The following is a 17,476-nucleotide window of genomic DNA, read 5'->3' as shown; positions in this document are numbered from 1 at the left end:
AATCAAGGGAGTACGACTATTGAGCAAGAAGTCATCAAAAAAACGCCAGCCGCGGGTTGAGGCCAAAAAACAGGAAACCGTCGTCTTTGGCTACGAGGACCTGCTAACGGAACTGGAAGCAATCGTTGCTGATGCCGAGCTACGGCTGGAAGAAGAAGAAGCCGCTCTCTGACAGGTAATCATAGGTCAGACAGCGGCCTGCCGGATGGCGACGCTAATGCGTCTTATCCGGCCTACGGTTTTGTAACGATGCGCCCCCCGCAGGCCGGAAATCTGCGCGCCATCAGGCAGTCAGTCGCCAGATTAATGTGCCTTGCTGGCCATAATCTCAATGATCTGCTTGTCGGTTTCCTGCATTGAACGACACGCCAGCGCACACAAGTTAGAGATAGATTGCTCCACGTTATGCGCCACAATGCCTTCATTCCCCGTCACTGCGGTATCGTCCAGCGCCATGAGTACTGCTTTCCAGGCTGCTGACGCACTGGTAGAGACTTTCATTGCGCAGCTGTTCGAGGCGCCATCGCAAATCATCCCACTCACATCGCCAATCATGCTGCTAATAGCCATAGCGATAGTGTCGTAACGACCATCCACCACCCATGCCATACCTGCCGCGGCGCCCATTGCTGCGGTCGTTGCCGCACACAGCGCAGACAAACGCGGAAGCTGATGATGGATGTAGATAGCACTCAGGTGAGATAACATCAGCGCACGTGCCAGTTTCTCTTCATCGGCCCCAAAGTGCTCAGCCACCACCATCACCGGAACGGTGGCAGTAATACCCTGATTGCCGGAACCGGAATTGCTCATTGCGGGCAACGTCGCCCCGCCCATTCGCGCATCCGATGCCGCGCTGGTACGAATAAGAATGGCGGTTGAGAGATCGTTAGCCAACAGACCACGTGCGCACTGTTTCTCAAGCGTGGTGCCGATATGCAAGCCCCAGCTACCGCTTAGTCCTTCCTGAGACAGCGCACCGTTCAGTTTTGCCGCATCAAGAATAAAGCGAATAGCGTCAAACGGCACAGCATTCACAAATGCCACAATCTCTTCCAGCGACGTGTGGGATAGCACTGCCAGCGGGGATTCCTGATCATCAGCCTGAACCTGCTCAGGCTGAGTAAACACCACGCCTTTGTTGGTCTCGATATGCACAATGTTGGTATGGCCGCCGACAATCGTCACGCACGCCCAACCTTCCGAGCTGTATACCTTAGCGCGGGAAAAGAGGATATCCTCGCAAGGCTCCTGCAGCATCACCGCCACCTTCCCGGCGGTCAGCATCGCTTTCGCATCGGCAATCGCTTGTGGCGACGCGTCTTTCAATACTTCTAACCCAGCCCCGGCATTTCCCCCCAAAGCGCCTAGCGCAGCCGCAACGGGAAGACCAACCATCCCGGTACCCGGCACGGTAACGCCCATGCCGTTCTTCATCAGGTTTGGTGAGACCCACGCATCAATGCGTTCCACCGCGCCGTCCAGCTCAGCAGAAGCGACGGCTGCCGCCAGAGCCAGAGAGATAGGTTCAGTACAACCCAGCGCAGGTTTCACTTCTTCCTGCACCGCGCGAATAAAACTATCCCATAATGGATTCAATGTAGTCTCAAACATAACAACAACCCTTGCTCAGATAACTCAGGAAAATGCCAGGAACGGAGAAACGCACAACAACAGGCCAGTGACGATAATCAGGTACAGAGAGGCGCCTTTGTATTTGTGCAATGCAGGAACTTTGTAGACCAGCCAGGCCGGGATCAAGCAACCCACCATGCCGAAAATTGGGCTACAAATAGAGGTGAAGCTCAGTACTGGCGCATTGAGCACAATCGCACTCCAGGCCAGTAAGATAGCGAAGACCATAATGCCGCGTTGAACCAGAGTTTCGTTGATCTTCTCGGCTGGCATTTTGCGGCGCAGCACATTCATCACGATCCCCTGAGTTGCTTCACGAAAGCCCAGGTAAACACCGAAGAAGGCGGTCATCACGGCGAAAATGTTCAGGATAACGCTGACGATTTTTACCCAACCTGCACCATCACCACTGATAAACTGTGCGGCAATCGCCAGAGCGGAAATATTCTGCTCATAGGCTTTAACCGCTTCGTCGTGGCCCATCGCCAGCGTGAAGGAAACGGCGTAGAAAAAGACGGTGACAAACAGAATACCGAACGCGATGTTCATAGCACGCAGAGCTTTATGGCGTGCCACCTCAATCGATTTCTCACGAGAGCGGTACGAAATAACCATCGGGCTTAGCGTCTGAATAAACAGAATAGAAGTCAGGGTAAACGGCAGCGTGATAATTGCGTTTTTGATCAGCAGCGCCATCGGCGGCAGTGAGCCAGCGTTATACAAATGCCACATCCCCACCATCGAAACACCAAGTGCGGCCACTACCAGCAGCTTGGTCAGTACCATACCGGTAGAGATTTTAAACAGCAGTTTTTCGCCTCGTGACGAGATGGCAACGAGGATGCAAATCAGCACCAGTCCATAGAACGGGCTGTCAGACAGCAACCCTTCAGTGACGCCAAACGTGTGCAGATAAGAGGCGCTATCGTTAGTGATAGCCGTGGAGTAAACGAACATCCAGATAACCAGCATCACAAAATATAATGCACCTAACAGGATGCCCCAGTTTTTACCCAAATAGCCGCTGATTACGCTCGGGTAGTCTTTGCATTCCGGGGATTCCGCCAGCGTGTTGATAAACAGGCGTTGGAATAAATACATCGCAGGATAGCCGATAATCGAGGAGAGCAAGAAAACCCACAGCCCCATCAGCCCTACCTGGACGGGAAGGAAAACAATCCCCGCACCAATTGCCATACCAATACTCATAATGACCCAGCCCGTGTCCGTGCTGTCGAACTTAATGGCTTCCCGCCATTCACTTTCGGTCATTCCCGCCCGACGCGCAGGCGCTGATGCGTCGAGTATTACGCTACTATTCGTTGCCGTTTCCATAATTTCCCGCTTAGTGTGTAGGTAGAGGTTTTTTTTATTTTATCGCACTGCTTCAAGGCGATACGCAGTACATGAGATGCAGGCAAGCTATTAGAATGAAGAAATCATACGCGCAGGGTTAGAGAAAAACTTCACAAACAAGCCCATGTAATTGCTGATAGTTAAGAAATATTTTCTCTTTTAAACTCACATAAAGAATGTAATTTCTAATTTTGAAGCCGATCACAACAAAAAAGGTGCACTAAAGTGCACCTTTTTTATTCTGCTATGTTGATTAATTCATTCATTGCCGGATAGCGGCGCTTGCGCCTTATCCGGCCTACAAAAGCGTGCAAACCGTAATCACGGCCATTAACCTCAGGTACAAACCACTTTAATTGCCAGGCCTCCACGTGAGGTTTCACGGTATTTGTCGTTCATGTCTTTGCCCGTCTCGTACATGGTCTCGATCACTTTATCGAGTGACACGCGTGGCTCGGACGTCCGGCGTAACGCCATGCGCGCGGCGTTGACGGCTTTCACTGCGTTGATCGCATTACGTTCAATGCACGGTATCTGCACTTGTCCGGCCACCGGGTCACAGGTAAGGCCAAGGTTATGCTCCATCGCGATCTCAGCCGCAATGCAGACCTGCGCAGGGCTACCACCAAGCAATTCCGTCAGCCCGGCCGCCGCCATTGAGCAGGCCACACCAATTTCGCCCTGACAGCCGACTTCGGCACCAGAAATCGAGGCGTTCATCTTATACAGCGCGCCTATCGCCCCGGCAGCCAGTAAATAGCGGGCGATGGAATTGGCATTCACCGGACGGCGGAATTTGTCGTAATAAGCCAGCACGGCAGGGATAATCCCGCATGCGCCATTGGTCGGTGCGGTTACAACCCGACACCCGGCGGCGTTTTCTTCGCTCACGGCCAGCGCGAACATGTTGATCCAGTCAATGACGTTCATCGGATCGCTGGACAAGTTATCGCTGGAGACCAGCAACCGACGCAGTGCCACGGCGCGACGCGGAACATTGAGTGGACCAGGCAGAACGCCTTCGGTGTTCATGCCGCGTTCAATACCGGCATGCATGACATCCCAGATCGCGGCAAAGCCAGCATCAATCTCTTCTTTGCTGCGCATCGCCAGCTCGTTTTGCATCATCAGACCGGAAACGGAAAGTCCGTTTCGCTCGCACAGTTTCAGCAGTTCGCCGGCGGAATGAAAGTTGTAGGGCACGTGTGCTTCAACGTCATGTGCCTGGCCAAATTGCGCCTCTTCAACAATAAAACCACCGCCGACAGAGTAATAGGTTTTGCTTAATAGCGTTTCGGTGCCGTTCCACGCGGTGATACGCATACCATTTTCATGGCGCGGCAGCGTTTCGGTATGAAAGAGAATATTTTCATCTGGAGAGAAATCGACAACATGTGTGCCCTCGGCAACCGGTAAACGTCCGGTACGGGCCACTTCCTGAGTAAAACCAGCGATTGAATCAATATTGACGTTTTGCGGACTGTTACCTGCCAGTCCCATCATGATGGCGACATCTGTCGCATGACCTTTTCCGGTCAGGGAAAGCGATCCATAAAGATCGACCACAATATGCGTAGCTTTGGGGAGTTCCCCGCTGCTGACCAACAGATCGATAAAGCTTTTACCTGCGTTCATTGGCCCCACGGTATGGGAGCTGGAAGGTCCAATGCCAATCTTAAAAATATCGAATGCGCTAATCATATCCACACCCTCGGATTGCCGTTCAGTGAAGACCAGGTTTCACACTCATTAAAGGATCGGGGCGATCCGCACGACCGCCCCGCAGGGGATTACACCGTGTCGCCACGTACGGCGATGGCTTCGATCTCCAGCTTCACATCCTTCGGTAAGCGGGCGACCTGCACGCAACTGCGCGTGGGGTAGATAGCCTTGTGCTCATCAAAGAACTGCTGGTACACCTGGTTAATGGTGGCGAAGTCATTCAGGTCAGCAACGAAAACGGTGGTTTTCACGATGTCGCTCACTTTCAAACCGGCGGACTCGACAATCGCTTTCACGTTTTCCAGACTCTGACGCGCCTGATCGACCACGTTGTCAGCCACGTCACCGGTCTGTGGGCATACCGGGATTTGACCCGACGTGAACACCATGCTGCCCAGATCCACACCCTGTACGTAAGGACCAATGGCTCCTGGCGCACATTCAGTTGCAATAACTTTTCTCATAGCCCCTCCGGCGTTAAAGCGCCTGGGTGAAAGTACGGGAAATGACATCCTGCTGCTGTTCACGGGTCAACGCATTGAAGCGCACCGCATAACCAGACACACGGATCGTCAGGTTCGGATAGTTTTCCGGGTGCTCAATCGCATCCATCAACATTTCACGATTCATGACGTTAACGTTCAGATGCTGCCCACCTTCCACATGCGCTTCATGATGGAAGTATCCGTCCAGCAGACCAACCAGGTTGGTTTTACGTACGCTGTCCTCTTTGCCCAGCGCTGCCGGCACAATGGAGAAGGTGTACGAGATACCGTCTTTGGCATAGGTGAACGGCAGTTTAGCGACCGAGGTTAACGACGCCACCGCACCTTTACGATCGCGGCCGTGCATCGGGTTCGCCCCTGGTGCAAACGGCGTGCCCGCGCGACGTCCATCCGGCGTGTTACCGGTTTTCTGTCCATACACCACGTTGGAGGTGATGGTCAGAATGGACTGTGTCGGCACCGCGTTACGATAGGTTGGCAACACTTTAATTTTCTTCATAAAGCGTTCGACCAGGTCACAGGCAATGCTGTCTACGCGCTCATCGTTGTTACCGTATTGCGGATAGTCGCCTTCAATTTCGAAATCGACAGCCAGACCATTTTCATCACGAATTGGTTTCACTCGTGCGTACTTAATCGCTGACAGAGAATCCGCCGCTACGGAGAGGCCCGCCATACCACACGCCATCGTGCGATACACGTCACGATCGTGCAGCGCCATCAGCGACGCTTCGTAGCTGTACTTGTCGTGCATGTAGTGGATGATGTTCAGTGCACTGATGTACTGTACGGCCAGCCAGTCCATAAAGTGGTCCAGGCTCTCCATCACCGTGTCGTAATCCAGCACATCATCCATCAGTGGCGCGGTTTTCGGTCCGACCTGGATTTTCAGTTTCTCATCCACACCGCCGTTGATTGCGTACAGCAACGTTTTGGCGAGGTTGGCACGTGCGCCGAAGAACTGCATTTGTTTGCCGATAACCATCGGGCTAACGCAACAGGCAATGGCATAGTCATCGCTGTCAAAGTCTGCACGCATCAGGTCGTCGTTTTCATACTGTAAAGACGAGGTGATGATAGACACCTGGGCGGCATATTTTTTGAAAGCAATCGGTAGCTGCTCAGACCACAGCACCGTCAGGTTCGGCTCAGGTGCCGGTCCCATGGTGTGCAGCGTATGCAGGTAGCGGAACGAGTTTTTCGTCACCAGCGTGCGGCCATCCAGCCCCATCCCACCGATAACTTCGGTCGCCCAAATAGGGTCACCAGAGAACAGAGTGTCGAATTCCGGCGTACGCAGGAAGCGCACCATACGGATCTTCATGATGAAGTGGTCGATCAGTTCCTGCGCCTGCTGCTCGGTTAAGGTACCTGCTTTAAAGTCACGCTCAATGTAGATATCGAGGAACGATGCGGTACGGCCCAGCGACATAGCGCCGCCATTCTGAGATTTCACCGCAGCCAGGTAAGCAAAGTACACCCACTGTACCGCTTCCTGCGCATTACGCGCCGGACGGGAGATATCGCAGCCGTATTTCGCCGCCATTTCCTGCATTTGCAGCAGGGCACGACGGTGCTCAGACAACTCTTCACGCAGGCGAATCGTGGCTTCAAGATTCTGCCCCCACTCCAGGTTCGACTGAAGATCGGCAAATTGCAGTTCACGTTCACGCACCAGGTAGCGAATACCGTACAGCGCCACGCGGCGGTAGTCACCGATAATGCGGCCACGGCCATAGCCATCCGGCAGACCAGTCAGTACACCGGATTTACGGCAGCGCAACATATCCGGAGAGTAGGCATCGAACACACCCTGATTATGGGTTTTACGCAGTTCTGTAAACTGATATTCAAAATCAGCGTCCATCTCACGACCATAAGCATCAAAAGAGCTTTTGATCATGTTGATGCCGCCAAACGGATGCAGAGCGCGCTTGAGCGGCTTATCCGTTTGCAGACCGACAATCTTTTCCAGTTCTTGTTCAATATACCCCGCATCGTGTGCGGTAATTGTCGTTGCAATATTGGTATCGAAATCAACCGGCGCGTGCGTTGAGTTTTCAATACGGATGCCCGCCATGACTTTTTCCCACAGCGCAGTGGTCGCAGGCGTAGCTTCGGCGAGGAAAGATTCATCCCCTTCATAAGGCGTATAGTTGTGCTGAATAAAATCACGGACATTAATTTCTTCTTTCCAGTCCGTACCTTTAAAGCCGTTCCAGGCTTCGGCATACAGCATATCGCTGGTATCGATATTTACCTTCATGAAAAATAATCTCTCTGCTGAAAATTAATTATGCAAATTCTACTGGTGTATTAATTTTGCCTAACGCAATGGCATCACGTGCAATCATTTTCTCTTCATTTGTGGGAATTACCGCACAAATAACACGAGCATCTTTATTAGAGATAATTCTTTCGCCATGGGAATTTGGCAGGCTATTCATCTCGCTGTCGATATTCACCCCTAAAACGGCGAGGTGTTCAATCACCAGGCGGCGAATTAATACTGAATTCTCACCAATTCCACCGGTGAAAATAATCCCATCAAGACGATGCAACGATGCAGCATGTCCGGCGATATGACGCGCAATACGATGCACAAACGTTTTAATCGCCAGTTGTGCGCGTTCGTGTCCCTCGTGCCAGGCTTTTTCCAGCGTACGTAAGTCGGACGACAAACCGGAAATACCCAACAGGCCAGATTCCTTATTCACTACGCGCTCAAGGTCGCTCAGCGTCTGGTTGGTTTCACTGGCGATCCACGCCATCGCACCGAAGTCCACATCACCGCTGCGGGTCCCCATCATCAGGCCTTCCAGCGGCGTCATCCCCATCGAGGTATCCACGCTCTGTCCATTACGAACCGCACAGATAGACGCCCCGTTCCCGAGGTGAGCCACAACCAGCCCAGAATCATCATGCGGTAGCTCAAGCAGCTCATGCGCACGTTGAGAAACATAACGGTGCGACGTGCCGTGGAAGCCATAACGACGAACACCCAGCTCCTCAAAATATTTCCACGGTAAACCGTACATATACGCTTCAGGCGCCATTGTCTGGTGGAAGCTGGTATCAAATACCGCGACCTGCTGCACGCCTGGGAAAAGGTGCTGCGCGGACTCGATCCCACTCAGGTTCGCATAATTATGTAACGGTGCTAAAGGAGAGACCCGGCGAATATTCTCGATAACTTCGTCAGTAATAATTGCTGATTCGGTAAAGATATTTCCGCCGTGGGCAATACGGTGGCCAATTAAGGCCACGCTGTCCATTAAATTACGGTTCTCCAGTTCAACGGCAATAGCCTTTAATGCATCTTCGTAGCTGTGGTGAGCCAGCTTAGCTGGCTCACCTCCATTAATGGCTATGAACGCATTTTCAGAGTTAATACCGTCTGCAATTCCCGCCATTAAAACGTCACAGTTTGCTGCATCCAGCACTGAGAATTTAATGGAAGATGAACCGCAGTTAATAACCAGTACTACCGGAAACTCATTCATTTCACTACTCCGCTCATCCTGAGCTTATGGATTAAAACAGTTTGTAAACGATGTTCAGGATGGTCAGCAAACCAATCACGGTAACAAACACGTTATCCAGACGACCACGGTATTTCGCCAGTGACGGCGCTTTACGGATGGCATACATCGGCAGCAAGCAGAGCAGTGAGGCGATAATTGGCGCACCCATCGCTTCAATCAGGTCCAGAATGTTCGGGTTGGCGTAAGCCACAACCCAGGTGGACCCCATGATGAAGATCATGCTGATAGTGTTGAGTTTACCGGCGGAAACTTTGGTTTTATCGCCTTTGTAACCAAACTTCAGCACCAGACCGTTCAGACCTTCCAGCGTGCCCAGATAGTGGCCGAAGAAAGATTTGAAGATAGCAACCAGTGCAATGATTGAAGCACCGTATTCCAGAACGGTCGCGAAGGTGGACTTCGTCCCGGACAGTGAAGCGAAGTGGTTCGCCAGATAAGACAGTACTGGAATGTTCTGCGCTTTCGCATCCGCCATGTTTGCCGGAGAGAGTGTGAACAGGCAGCTAAAGGCGAAGAACATTACCACCGCAACCATCAGCATACTGGCGCGGGAGATGATTTTAGAACACTTCTGCTCGGTAAATTCGCGGCCAAAATCTTTCTCATACTCTTCACGTTTAGAGACGACGAAGGAAGAAACAATCGGCGAGAAGTTGAAAGAGAACACCATGATGGAAATACCCAGCCACACAGTGACCAGAATACCGTCATGACCTGTCAGCGCGATATTGCTGAGATCAACCTGCTGGATAACCGCAGAGTTCCAGTAAGGAATCAGGGACAGAGAGATAAGCACCAGGCTGGCAATAAACGGCCACACCAGGTAGCTCATGACTTTAACCATCAGGTCCTTACCAAACCAGATGACGAATGCCATCAGCAGCAGCAGGAACAGGGCGACAAAGCCACGGTTCAGCGCAGGCATCTGCAACTGGTTTTCCCAGAAGGTCATAAAGGTGTTGGTAATGGTGACGCCGTAAATCCACAGCAGCGGACAAATCGCAAAGAAGTAGAGGAACGTGATAACCACGCCGCCCGTTTTACCAAAGTGCTCTTCAACCGTTTCTGTGATGTTGCCGGAAGGATTAGAACCGGAAAGACACAGGCGTGCCAGGGCACGGTGGCAATAGAAAGCGATGGGGTATGCTAACACCAGCATCAACAGAATGGGGATCAAGCCGCCAAAACCTGCGCGGATAGGGAAGAACAACACCCCGGCGCCGATGGCTGTACCAAATAAACCCAGTGTCCAGGTGGTGTCCGATTTGCGCCAGGACGATTGTTTTGTCTGGCTGGATACAATGCTATCAGTAGTACTCATATCCTATCCTCAACGAAGTATATTAAGCGTCAACTAAACCAGTAATTTGGGATACACGAGAAAGATCGATATTACCGCCAGAAATAATGCTGACTGTTTTTCTGTTCTGGATATAGCTATCTAATTTCCCGCTTAATAATGCTGCGCATGCCAGCGCGCCGGCACCTTCAGTCACAACTTTATTTCGCTGAATTAATGCCACCATGCTGTTGCGAATTTCATCTTCGCTGACCAGGACAATGTCATCTACCAACTCACGAACGATTTCATACGTTAAAGTACCCGGGCGAGAGACGTCACAACCATCCGCCAGGGTGCCGGTCGTTCGGTGCGTGGTTATTTCTCCAGCGTGGAAAGATGCCGCCATGCCGTGAACGTTTTCAGACTGCACACCAATAATTCTAATTGTTGGGTTGATAGATTTAATTGCTACGGCAATACCCGCAATCAGTCCGCCACCGCCAATTGGCACAATCACGTTATCGACATCGTATAAATCTTCCAGAATTTCCAGACCAATAGTGCCCTGACCAGCAATAACTTTCGGGTCATCATAAGGAGGAATAAAGATACGGCCTTCAGTTTCTACAATCTCGCTGACCTTCGCGATAGTGTCGTTGAAGTTATCGCCGTGCAGCACAACTTCTGCGGAGTAATCGCAGGTTGCCGCTACTTTAGATTTCGGCGCGCCTTTTGGCATCACCACTTTGCCGTCGATACCGAGCATAGCGCAGGAGAGAGAAACGCCCTGCGCATGGTTACCCGCAGAACACGCCACCACACCTTTACGTCTTTCGGCTTCGGTTAATGAACTGAGCTTATTAAAAGCACCACGGATTTTAAATGAGCCGGTACGCTGCATGTTTTCGAATTTGAGGAAAATTTCCCCTTTGCAACGTTCACTAAAATAGTTAGAGCGAGGCATTCCCGTTTTATAAATTTTCCCCGCCAGTCTTTTTTTCGCTTCGAGGATATCTTCAATTGCAACTGGGAGATCGTATGTAATGTGCATTAGAACCTCTTACTAGGGTATTAAAGTAAATAGATAGCCGTGACCATTGTCAGATATAGACAGATGGCGTTTATTTTGTGTTAAAACAAATTCAATCTTTAATCAATTTCAATTAATTGCCTTCGTCTCCGACAATTATATGATGAATATTCTTTGGCTAATTCCACCAAAATAGATGCTGCTTTTTTAATTCGATAATTTTTCGACCATACGGCGGCATAACGCGCGACAGGTAAGGTTTCTTCTACCGGGATAGTAATAAACTGGTTTGAGCCAAACGGTGTGGTCATATCGCAGGGAATTACTGTTAAGAAATCAGCATTGAGAACAAGATTATAAATCGTAACGACAGAGTCTGTTTTAACGATGTTTTCACTGCTGATGCCATTATTTTGTAACGTGGTAAGAAGTTCGCTGTAGTACCCCATATTCGTTTGTGGCAACACCCACTGTTCGTTTTTCAACGCGCTCAGCGAGGTGATGCCGGTGCATGTTCGGGACTTGCTGGCAACCAGGATGAAGTCTGACTCAAAGAGCGGCTCGACGTGCAGATCGTGCAGTTTCATCTCATCACTTAGCGTACCGATGGCGAAGTCCAGACGCCCGTCACGAATCGCCGGTAAGAAGGAGGAGAGCTGAGCTTCATACATAGAAACCTGCGCTTTCGGGAACACTTCTTTGAATTTTTTAATCATGCCGGACATGATGGTAAAGGCGATCAGTGAAGGGAAGCCAAACGACACATCAACGACCGCGTTGCTGGTCATGCTGTTCATCTCATCAACCATATTTTTCATTTCGCGGGTAATGGATTCAGACCATGAAAGCATCACCTGACCTGCTTGGGTCAGCGTCACACCGGTATTTTTACGTACGACTAACTCAATGCCAAAATAAGCCTCAACATCGTTAATGATTTTGCTGACAGCGGGTTGAGTTAAACCTAATTCTTTTGCAGCCGAGCCGATAGAACCACTTCTAATGACTTCCTGAAAGACCACTAAATGCTGTGTTTTAGGGAGAGTAATAGTATTCATATCGACCTGCGTTAATTACTTTGTTGACGGCAGGAAGTGTACCAAATTAAGCAATCGAGGATATGTGCGACCACTCACAAATCCCCTTACCTTACTTTTTGTAAGATTATTATATAATAATAAAATACTTTATAATCAATACGTTACAAAAACTCGATCTCACTTTAACCTGACTTTAATCAAAAAAAGATGGGGGGATAACGGAATTTTATGGCAATAACACACCTGCTTTTTCCGCTATTTCCAAAAAACATGAAAGGCTATATTTCAATCAATTACAGAGTAATTATCAGGCAAAATGACGCTTAAATTTAATAAGCAACTTATCCAATTTAATTATATTTTAATTGTAACTGTGAATAAATAACGCCATGCATCACGTTTTTTTGCCTTATTTGTTTGTAAAGAAACATTGCATTTATTAATATTTAAACAAAACAATACATAAAATTATCATTTACAACATCAGATTAACACTGATTTTGTACGATTTATCAGCGAGTAATTTTGTGATGGCGATCGATTACGTTCATTTATTCTCGATAAAAACGTATCGCACAGCGTTTTGTGTTGTCTGTCACAAAACAGGAAATATCCACCAGTACCTTTTGCCAGATAAAGAACGTTATCCCCGTTAGTAAAGGGAAGGTCATTGCTCATTGCGCCCTATCGGGTTACATCATTAACGCCATACTTAAGTGTGCAGTCACTTCATGAAGAGGGATTTGCACCCAGCAATGGTTTTCTTCATCACAAAAAGTGACCTCATTGTCGCTACCGTCGATAAGCAAAATAAAACGTGCCCCCTGGCGTTGCGCATTCTTCTGCCGGGTTGATAAGCGTAGCATGGAGCAATCATTGACAATGCTCAAATGCGGGAAATTTCGCCTGAGTCGGCGACCAAGCAGTATTGCCTGATCCCGTGCCCGTTCCTGGCTGGGTATGATGACAACATCGACATGCTTAGCGTAATCGCTGCCTTTTTTCGTAGCGGTGAGCAACAGCATAATCGGTTCCAGCATGAAAGCGAAACCGCATGCAGAGACAGGATGCCCAATTAACCGACTGGCGCTATTGTCGTAACGCCCGCCCCGACACAGCAATTTATTATGATGCAATGAATCCGCATACCATTCGAAAAGCTGGTCGTTATAGTCATTTACGGGGAAGAGATTTTTATCGTGGGTAAAAGGGATATTCAGTGCAGTCAGTGAGTCGCAAAGATGCGTAAAACGCTGGCGGGATTGTAATGACAGGCATGCTTCAAGTTGCGGCGCTTTTTCTGCCAGCCGCAGCATCAAATTATCTTTATCACTCAGTAAACGCTCAGGATGTTGCTCCAGGCAAGCTAGTTGCCTGGCATTCAGCAGTGATGCCAGCGGCTGATAGTATTGCTGCAAGTGACGGCGAAATTGAGTGAATTCCTCTACATTGCCTAATGAATTAATTTTGAGTTCGACAAACGGCAACAGTTGTAGCGATTTGAAAAAATCATATTGTAAGGAAATAAGTTCAATCTCAATGCCGATATCTGGATAGCCAAACGCTTCCACACCCAATTGATGAAATTGGCTGATGTTCTGCTGGTTCTGACGACGGAACATTGCCCCCAGATACCATAATCGTGTGCCAATTTGTAAATTCTGATATTGCGATAAAAGCCGTAGACATCCCATCGTTCCATCGCCACGAAATAACGCCTGATGATTAAGCATTAGCTCATCACTTTCACCGGAAAAAGACCTCGTCGCGTTTTCTTCCAGCCTTTCAAGAAGTGGCATGCGGATCTCCTTGTAGCAATACTGCTGCAATAAATACTCCGCTTTTTTTTCCAGCCACTCCCAGTCCGCGGCGGGGTTCTGGTAATGCTTACGTGGGCGCCCACTTTTCCGTGGCCGCAGATTTCGCTGATATTTTTCTTCCAGTGACTGAGAGTAAGGCGTCGTTGCCAGTAGGCAGTTTTGCACCAGAGATGACTCAATACGCGTAATGACTGCTGGAACAATCATCCCCAGGCAAAAGCGCTGATAGGCACCTGAACGCTGCGCTGCATTTTCTCCGAGGCGCAGGTACTCCTCATGGGGAGTGATCCGCACTTCGGGGGAATCAGCAAAACTATGATGAGGAGTTTCATCTACACAATGGCATTCAACGTATTTTTTTGTCAGCAAGAAATAGGCATTGGGTTCGACGGGGCAGCAATTGTATCGACTATCCCATAGCGTACCATGACGCTGGTGACGGTGGTTGAAGTAGTGGGTGTAACCTTTGGCAATATATTGCATAAAGCGCCCAAGGCATTCTTTATCAGGAGCGGACAAAAATAAAAATATTTTTTTTGAAGAAAGAGAATACGCATGCAATTTTATCGCATAAATACCCATTGCGGTATCAACGCATTGATAAAAGTACTGGTAATCCTCTTCACCTTTAAAAATAGTTTCATCATTATGCCCGCACAATTGCACGAGGTGAGGAATTCCATCGATAAATAATCGGTTTTTTCGTGGCATAGGAATAATGTGTAAATAATCTTTAAGTGGGCTAAATAGTGTTTTTATTAGTGCATAAGCCACGTCTGTTAATATATTACGATTTCTAAAGAATCTTACAGGAGCTACCAAAAGACAACAAGATACCCTTTTGATAGCCCAGTTCATTTATTTCTGGTTAAGCTCATCAAGTCGTAATGCAATATCTTGAATCGCTAGTAAATTTTGCTGGTTATTTTGTAAATCCCAAAGCCGAATTTGTTGATCAGCATTAATGGTCAGAATAAAACGACAACCACTCTTAAGGGCATTTTGATGCTGTCGTTTAAGTTTGGTACCGCTACAATCAGTGAGGACACGTAAACCAGGCAAGTCTCGACGAAGCGCGCAAGCCAGCACTTGCACCTGTATGCCTCCATCCTCCAGCTCACTGGTAATCACAACATCAGGATGGAATTGCCACTGAGGATTCAGGCCGTCATAAACAGTCTGCAGCAGAAGCAACAATCGTTCGATACCTATGGCAAACCCACAGGCGGGCAATTTCTTACCATTAAATAACTCTGCCAGACCATCATAACGACCACCACCGCAGACTGTCCCCTGAGAACCTAAGTCATCGGTAATCCATTCAAAAACAGTACGTGAATAATAATCCAACCCGCGCACCAGTCGTGGGTTAATGTGATAGGTTATATCGGCATTGTCGAGCAGAGTCCGCAACGTATTGAAATGCCGCTGTGAATCATCCCCCAAAAAATCCAGTAAGCGAGGTGCGTTCTCTATCATTTCTTGCATTTCAGGGTTTTTGCTATCAAGGATACGCAGAGGGTTTACGTCCAGGCGCTTGATGCTGTCTTCGTCCAACACGTCTCTATGTTGAGTAAACCAACTCACCAGTTCCCTGCGATGTGCCTGGCGTTCTTCCGGCGTCCCTAATGAGTTAATTTCCAGCCGGACGTTCTGTGATATGCCTAAATCTTCAAATAGATCGCGCACCATAAAGATCAGTTCAGCATCAACATCGGCACCGGACATTCCGAAGGCTTCGACGCCAAACTGCGTGAACTGGCGTAACCGCCCTTTTTGCGGACGCTCGTAACGAAACATCGGTCCCTGATACCACAAACGCTGTGACTTGTTGTAACACATGTTATTTTCCAGGACCGCACGCATACATCCGCTGGTTCCTTCCGGACGCAAGGTAATATGCTCGCCGCTTTTATCGGTAAAGTCGTACATTTCTTTTGAGACGATATCGGTCGCTTCACCCACCGCACGTTCAAAGAGCGCAACGGGTTCCAGGAGCGGCAGACGCATTTCCTGGTATCCATAACGAAACGCCATTTGATGAAATTTACGCTCCAGCCACTGCCACATCGGTGTTTCGTCAGGCAGCACATCGCGCATACCTCGTATGGCCTGAATTTTGCTCATGACAACTCCTTGCTTAATAAAGAAAAAGATTGTTCAGTCAAATTGTGCTGCGGGACACCCTTGTTCAGGCGATGGCGCCGGGCAACATAAAGAAGGTAAAGAGGGATGGTAATCATCTGTAAAATAATTCCCCATACCACGGTAGAGGCACTCTCTGTCATTAACGCCAGCGCAATAAAGCTCAACGCAACCAGACTAAGGCAGCAATAAGTCCAGAAACTGGCATCTCCTCCCCGGCGATGAACAACCATCATGACCGGCAGTGATACTGCAGCAAATGCATAGGGGAGTAAGCTGGCAGAGATGGCCAAGGTAATCACGCTCTGGAACTGGTTCTGCAGATTTGGCGACAATGTGAATAGCAGGAGTGCAGTCATCAGCGCTGCAGTAAAAACTAACCCACACCAGGGAACACCATAGCGGTTAGTACGGGCAAAAAAAGCAGGGAGCAAATTATCTTCCGCCGCAGCCCTGGGCACTTCCGTTTGCAGAATTTGCCAACCTGGCATCGCACCGAGGCAAGCGATAACAACCATGGCTGAAATAATCGCCCCAGCCGTACTGCCCCACATGGCTTTCGCGCTATCGGCAAAAGGAGAGGAGGAGTTCATCAGCACATCATGGGGGAGCAGCCCCATCATGACATTGGTTGAACTGGCATAACATAACCCAGCAAGCCCCAACCCTAACAAGGTGGCCAGCGGTATAGTGCGGCGAGGGTTTTTCACTTGGCTAAACGAGACAGATGCAGACTCAATCCCCAGAAAACCCCATAATGAGATGGTTGCCGCGTTAATGATTGCCTGATGATCACTGACGCCACTAAGATTCCAGGCTGCCTGATAACGAGCAACGTCAAAATGCCCCCAGCCCATGACGCCGATGCTGAGGATCACCAGCACCATGCAACTGCCCGTGAACATTTGCATATAGCCAACCCGTTTTGCGCCACGTAATCCCCAAAGAACAGAGCACCAAAGCAGCACAATGCATGCCGTCGTGCCATAAAGTGGGTTGTGTAATACCGGGAAGAAGAAAGAGAGATATCCCACGCCGGCTAACAGCAGCGCGCAGTTGCCAATCCACGTTGACAACCAATAGAACAATGTCATTTGTAGGCCGATAAAGGGGCCAAAGCTGGCAGTAATACTGGCTATGATGCCGCCATTGCGCGGAAATAACTCACTCATTTTGCAAAAAATGAGCGCCAGGGCAGCAATCGCTAAAAACGCGAGTCCCCATCCCCAGACAGAGATTGAACCTATTCTCGCAAGCGTGGCAGGCAGCATAAACACACCGCTACCCATCATATTTGATGCCGTCATCATGGTCAGCGCAAGCAGGCCCATTTGGTTTGTCTTCGCGCAACATTTATCCATGCCAGTCCTCATTTAATAGATCATGGTGAGATGA

The 17,476-nt window shown here is 49.2% G+C and carries 13 protein-coding genes; 1 reads left to right on the top strand and 12 read right to left on the bottom strand.

The features are described from left to right. Window positions 1–19 precede the first annotated feature (19 nt). Complete coding sequence (locus NNO03_RS05835) at window positions 20–172, top strand: hypothetical protein (protein WP_271449050.1); 153 nt, start codon at window positions 20–22, stop codon at window positions 170–172. Window positions 173–303: 131 nt separating this feature from the next. Here NNO03_RS05835 and NNO03_RS05830 read toward each other — a convergent pair whose 3' ends face one another. The 12 genes from NNO03_RS05830 to NNO03_RS05775 form a co-directional block, all read right to left on the bottom strand. Next, entirely contained in the window at window positions 304–1,614 is a 1,311-nt protein-coding gene (locus NNO03_RS05830; RefSeq protein WP_271449049.1) for a serine dehydratase subunit alpha family protein, read from the bottom strand. Window positions 1,615–1,638: 24 nt separating this feature from the next. Next, complete coding sequence (locus NNO03_RS05825; RefSeq protein WP_040230536.1) at window positions 1,639–2,970, bottom strand: amino acid permease; 1,332 nt, start codon at window positions 2,968–2,970, stop codon at window positions 1,639–1,641. Window positions 2,971–3,327: 357 nt separating this feature from the next. Continuing rightward, window positions 3,328–4,692, bottom strand: a complete 1,365-nt coding sequence (gene tdcG, locus NNO03_RS05820) for an L-serine ammonia-lyase (protein WP_271449048.1) — start codon at window positions 4,690–4,692, stop codon at window positions 3,328–3,330. Window positions 4,693–4,781: 89 nt separating this feature from the next. Then, complete coding sequence (locus tag NNO03_RS05815; protein ID WP_137382490.1) at window positions 4,782–5,177, bottom strand: enamine/imine deaminase; 396 nt, start codon at window positions 5,175–5,177, stop codon at window positions 4,782–4,784. Between the two features lie 13 nt (window positions 5,178–5,190). Beyond that, window positions 5,191–7,485 carry a formate C-acetyltransferase gene (gene pflB / locus NNO03_RS05810; protein WP_271449047.1) on the bottom strand — a complete coding sequence of 765 codons (2,295 nt, stop codon included), beginning with the start codon at window positions 7,483–7,485 and terminating at the stop codon, window positions 5,191–5,193. Between the two features lie 28 nt (window positions 7,486–7,513). Beyond that, on the bottom strand, window positions 7,514–8,722 hold the full coding sequence (gene tdcD, locus NNO03_RS05805; protein ID WP_271449046.1) for a propionate kinase: 1,209 nt from the start codon (window positions 8,720–8,722) through the stop codon (window positions 7,514–7,516). A gap of 31 nt (window positions 8,723–8,753) precedes the next feature. Further along, window positions 8,754–10,085 carry a threonine/serine transporter TdcC gene (gene tdcC / locus NNO03_RS05800; RefSeq protein ID WP_271442072.1) on the bottom strand — a complete coding sequence of 444 codons (1,332 nt, stop codon included), beginning with the start codon at window positions 10,083–10,085 and terminating at the stop codon, window positions 8,754–8,756. 22 nt (window positions 10,086–10,107) lie between these two features. Continuing rightward, the gene (tdcB, locus tag NNO03_RS05795) at window positions 10,108–11,097 is read right to left on the bottom strand and encodes a bifunctional threonine ammonia-lyase/L-serine ammonia-lyase TdcB (protein ID WP_137382486.1); all 990 of its coding nucleotides are present in this window, start codon (window positions 11,095–11,097) and stop codon (window positions 10,108–10,110) included. A 98-nt stretch (window positions 11,098–11,195) separates the two neighbouring features. Then, entirely contained in the window at window positions 11,196–12,134 is a 939-nt protein-coding gene (gene tdcA, locus NNO03_RS05790; RefSeq protein ID WP_003828596.1) for a transcriptional regulator TdcA, read from the bottom strand. Between the two features lie 674 nt (window positions 12,135–12,808). Next, complete coding sequence (locus NNO03_RS05785; protein ID WP_271449045.1) at window positions 12,809–14,794, bottom strand: ATP phosphoribosyltransferase regulatory subunit; 1,986 nt, start codon at window positions 14,792–14,794, stop codon at window positions 12,809–12,811. Beyond that, a complete protein-coding gene (gene hisS / locus NNO03_RS05780; protein ID WP_202037669.1) occupies window positions 14,795–16,063 on the bottom strand; it encodes a histidine--tRNA ligase in 1,269 nt (422 codons plus the stop codon). Then, the gene (locus NNO03_RS05775) at window positions 16,060–17,442 is read right to left on the bottom strand and encodes an amino acid permease (protein WP_271449044.1); all 1,383 of its coding nucleotides are present in this window, start codon (window positions 17,440–17,442) and stop codon (window positions 16,060–16,062) included. Before NNO03_RS05775 ends, hisS begins: the two co-directional genes overlap by 4 nt. Between the last annotated feature and the right edge of the window lie 34 nt (window positions 17,443–17,476).

The sequence above is a fragment of the Citrobacter sp. Igbk 16 genome (genome assembly GCF_028069755.1).
Lineage (GTDB): Bacteria > Pseudomonadota > Gammaproteobacteria > Enterobacterales > Enterobacteriaceae > Citrobacter.
This window is presented reverse-complemented; position numbering and strand designations above follow the sequence as displayed.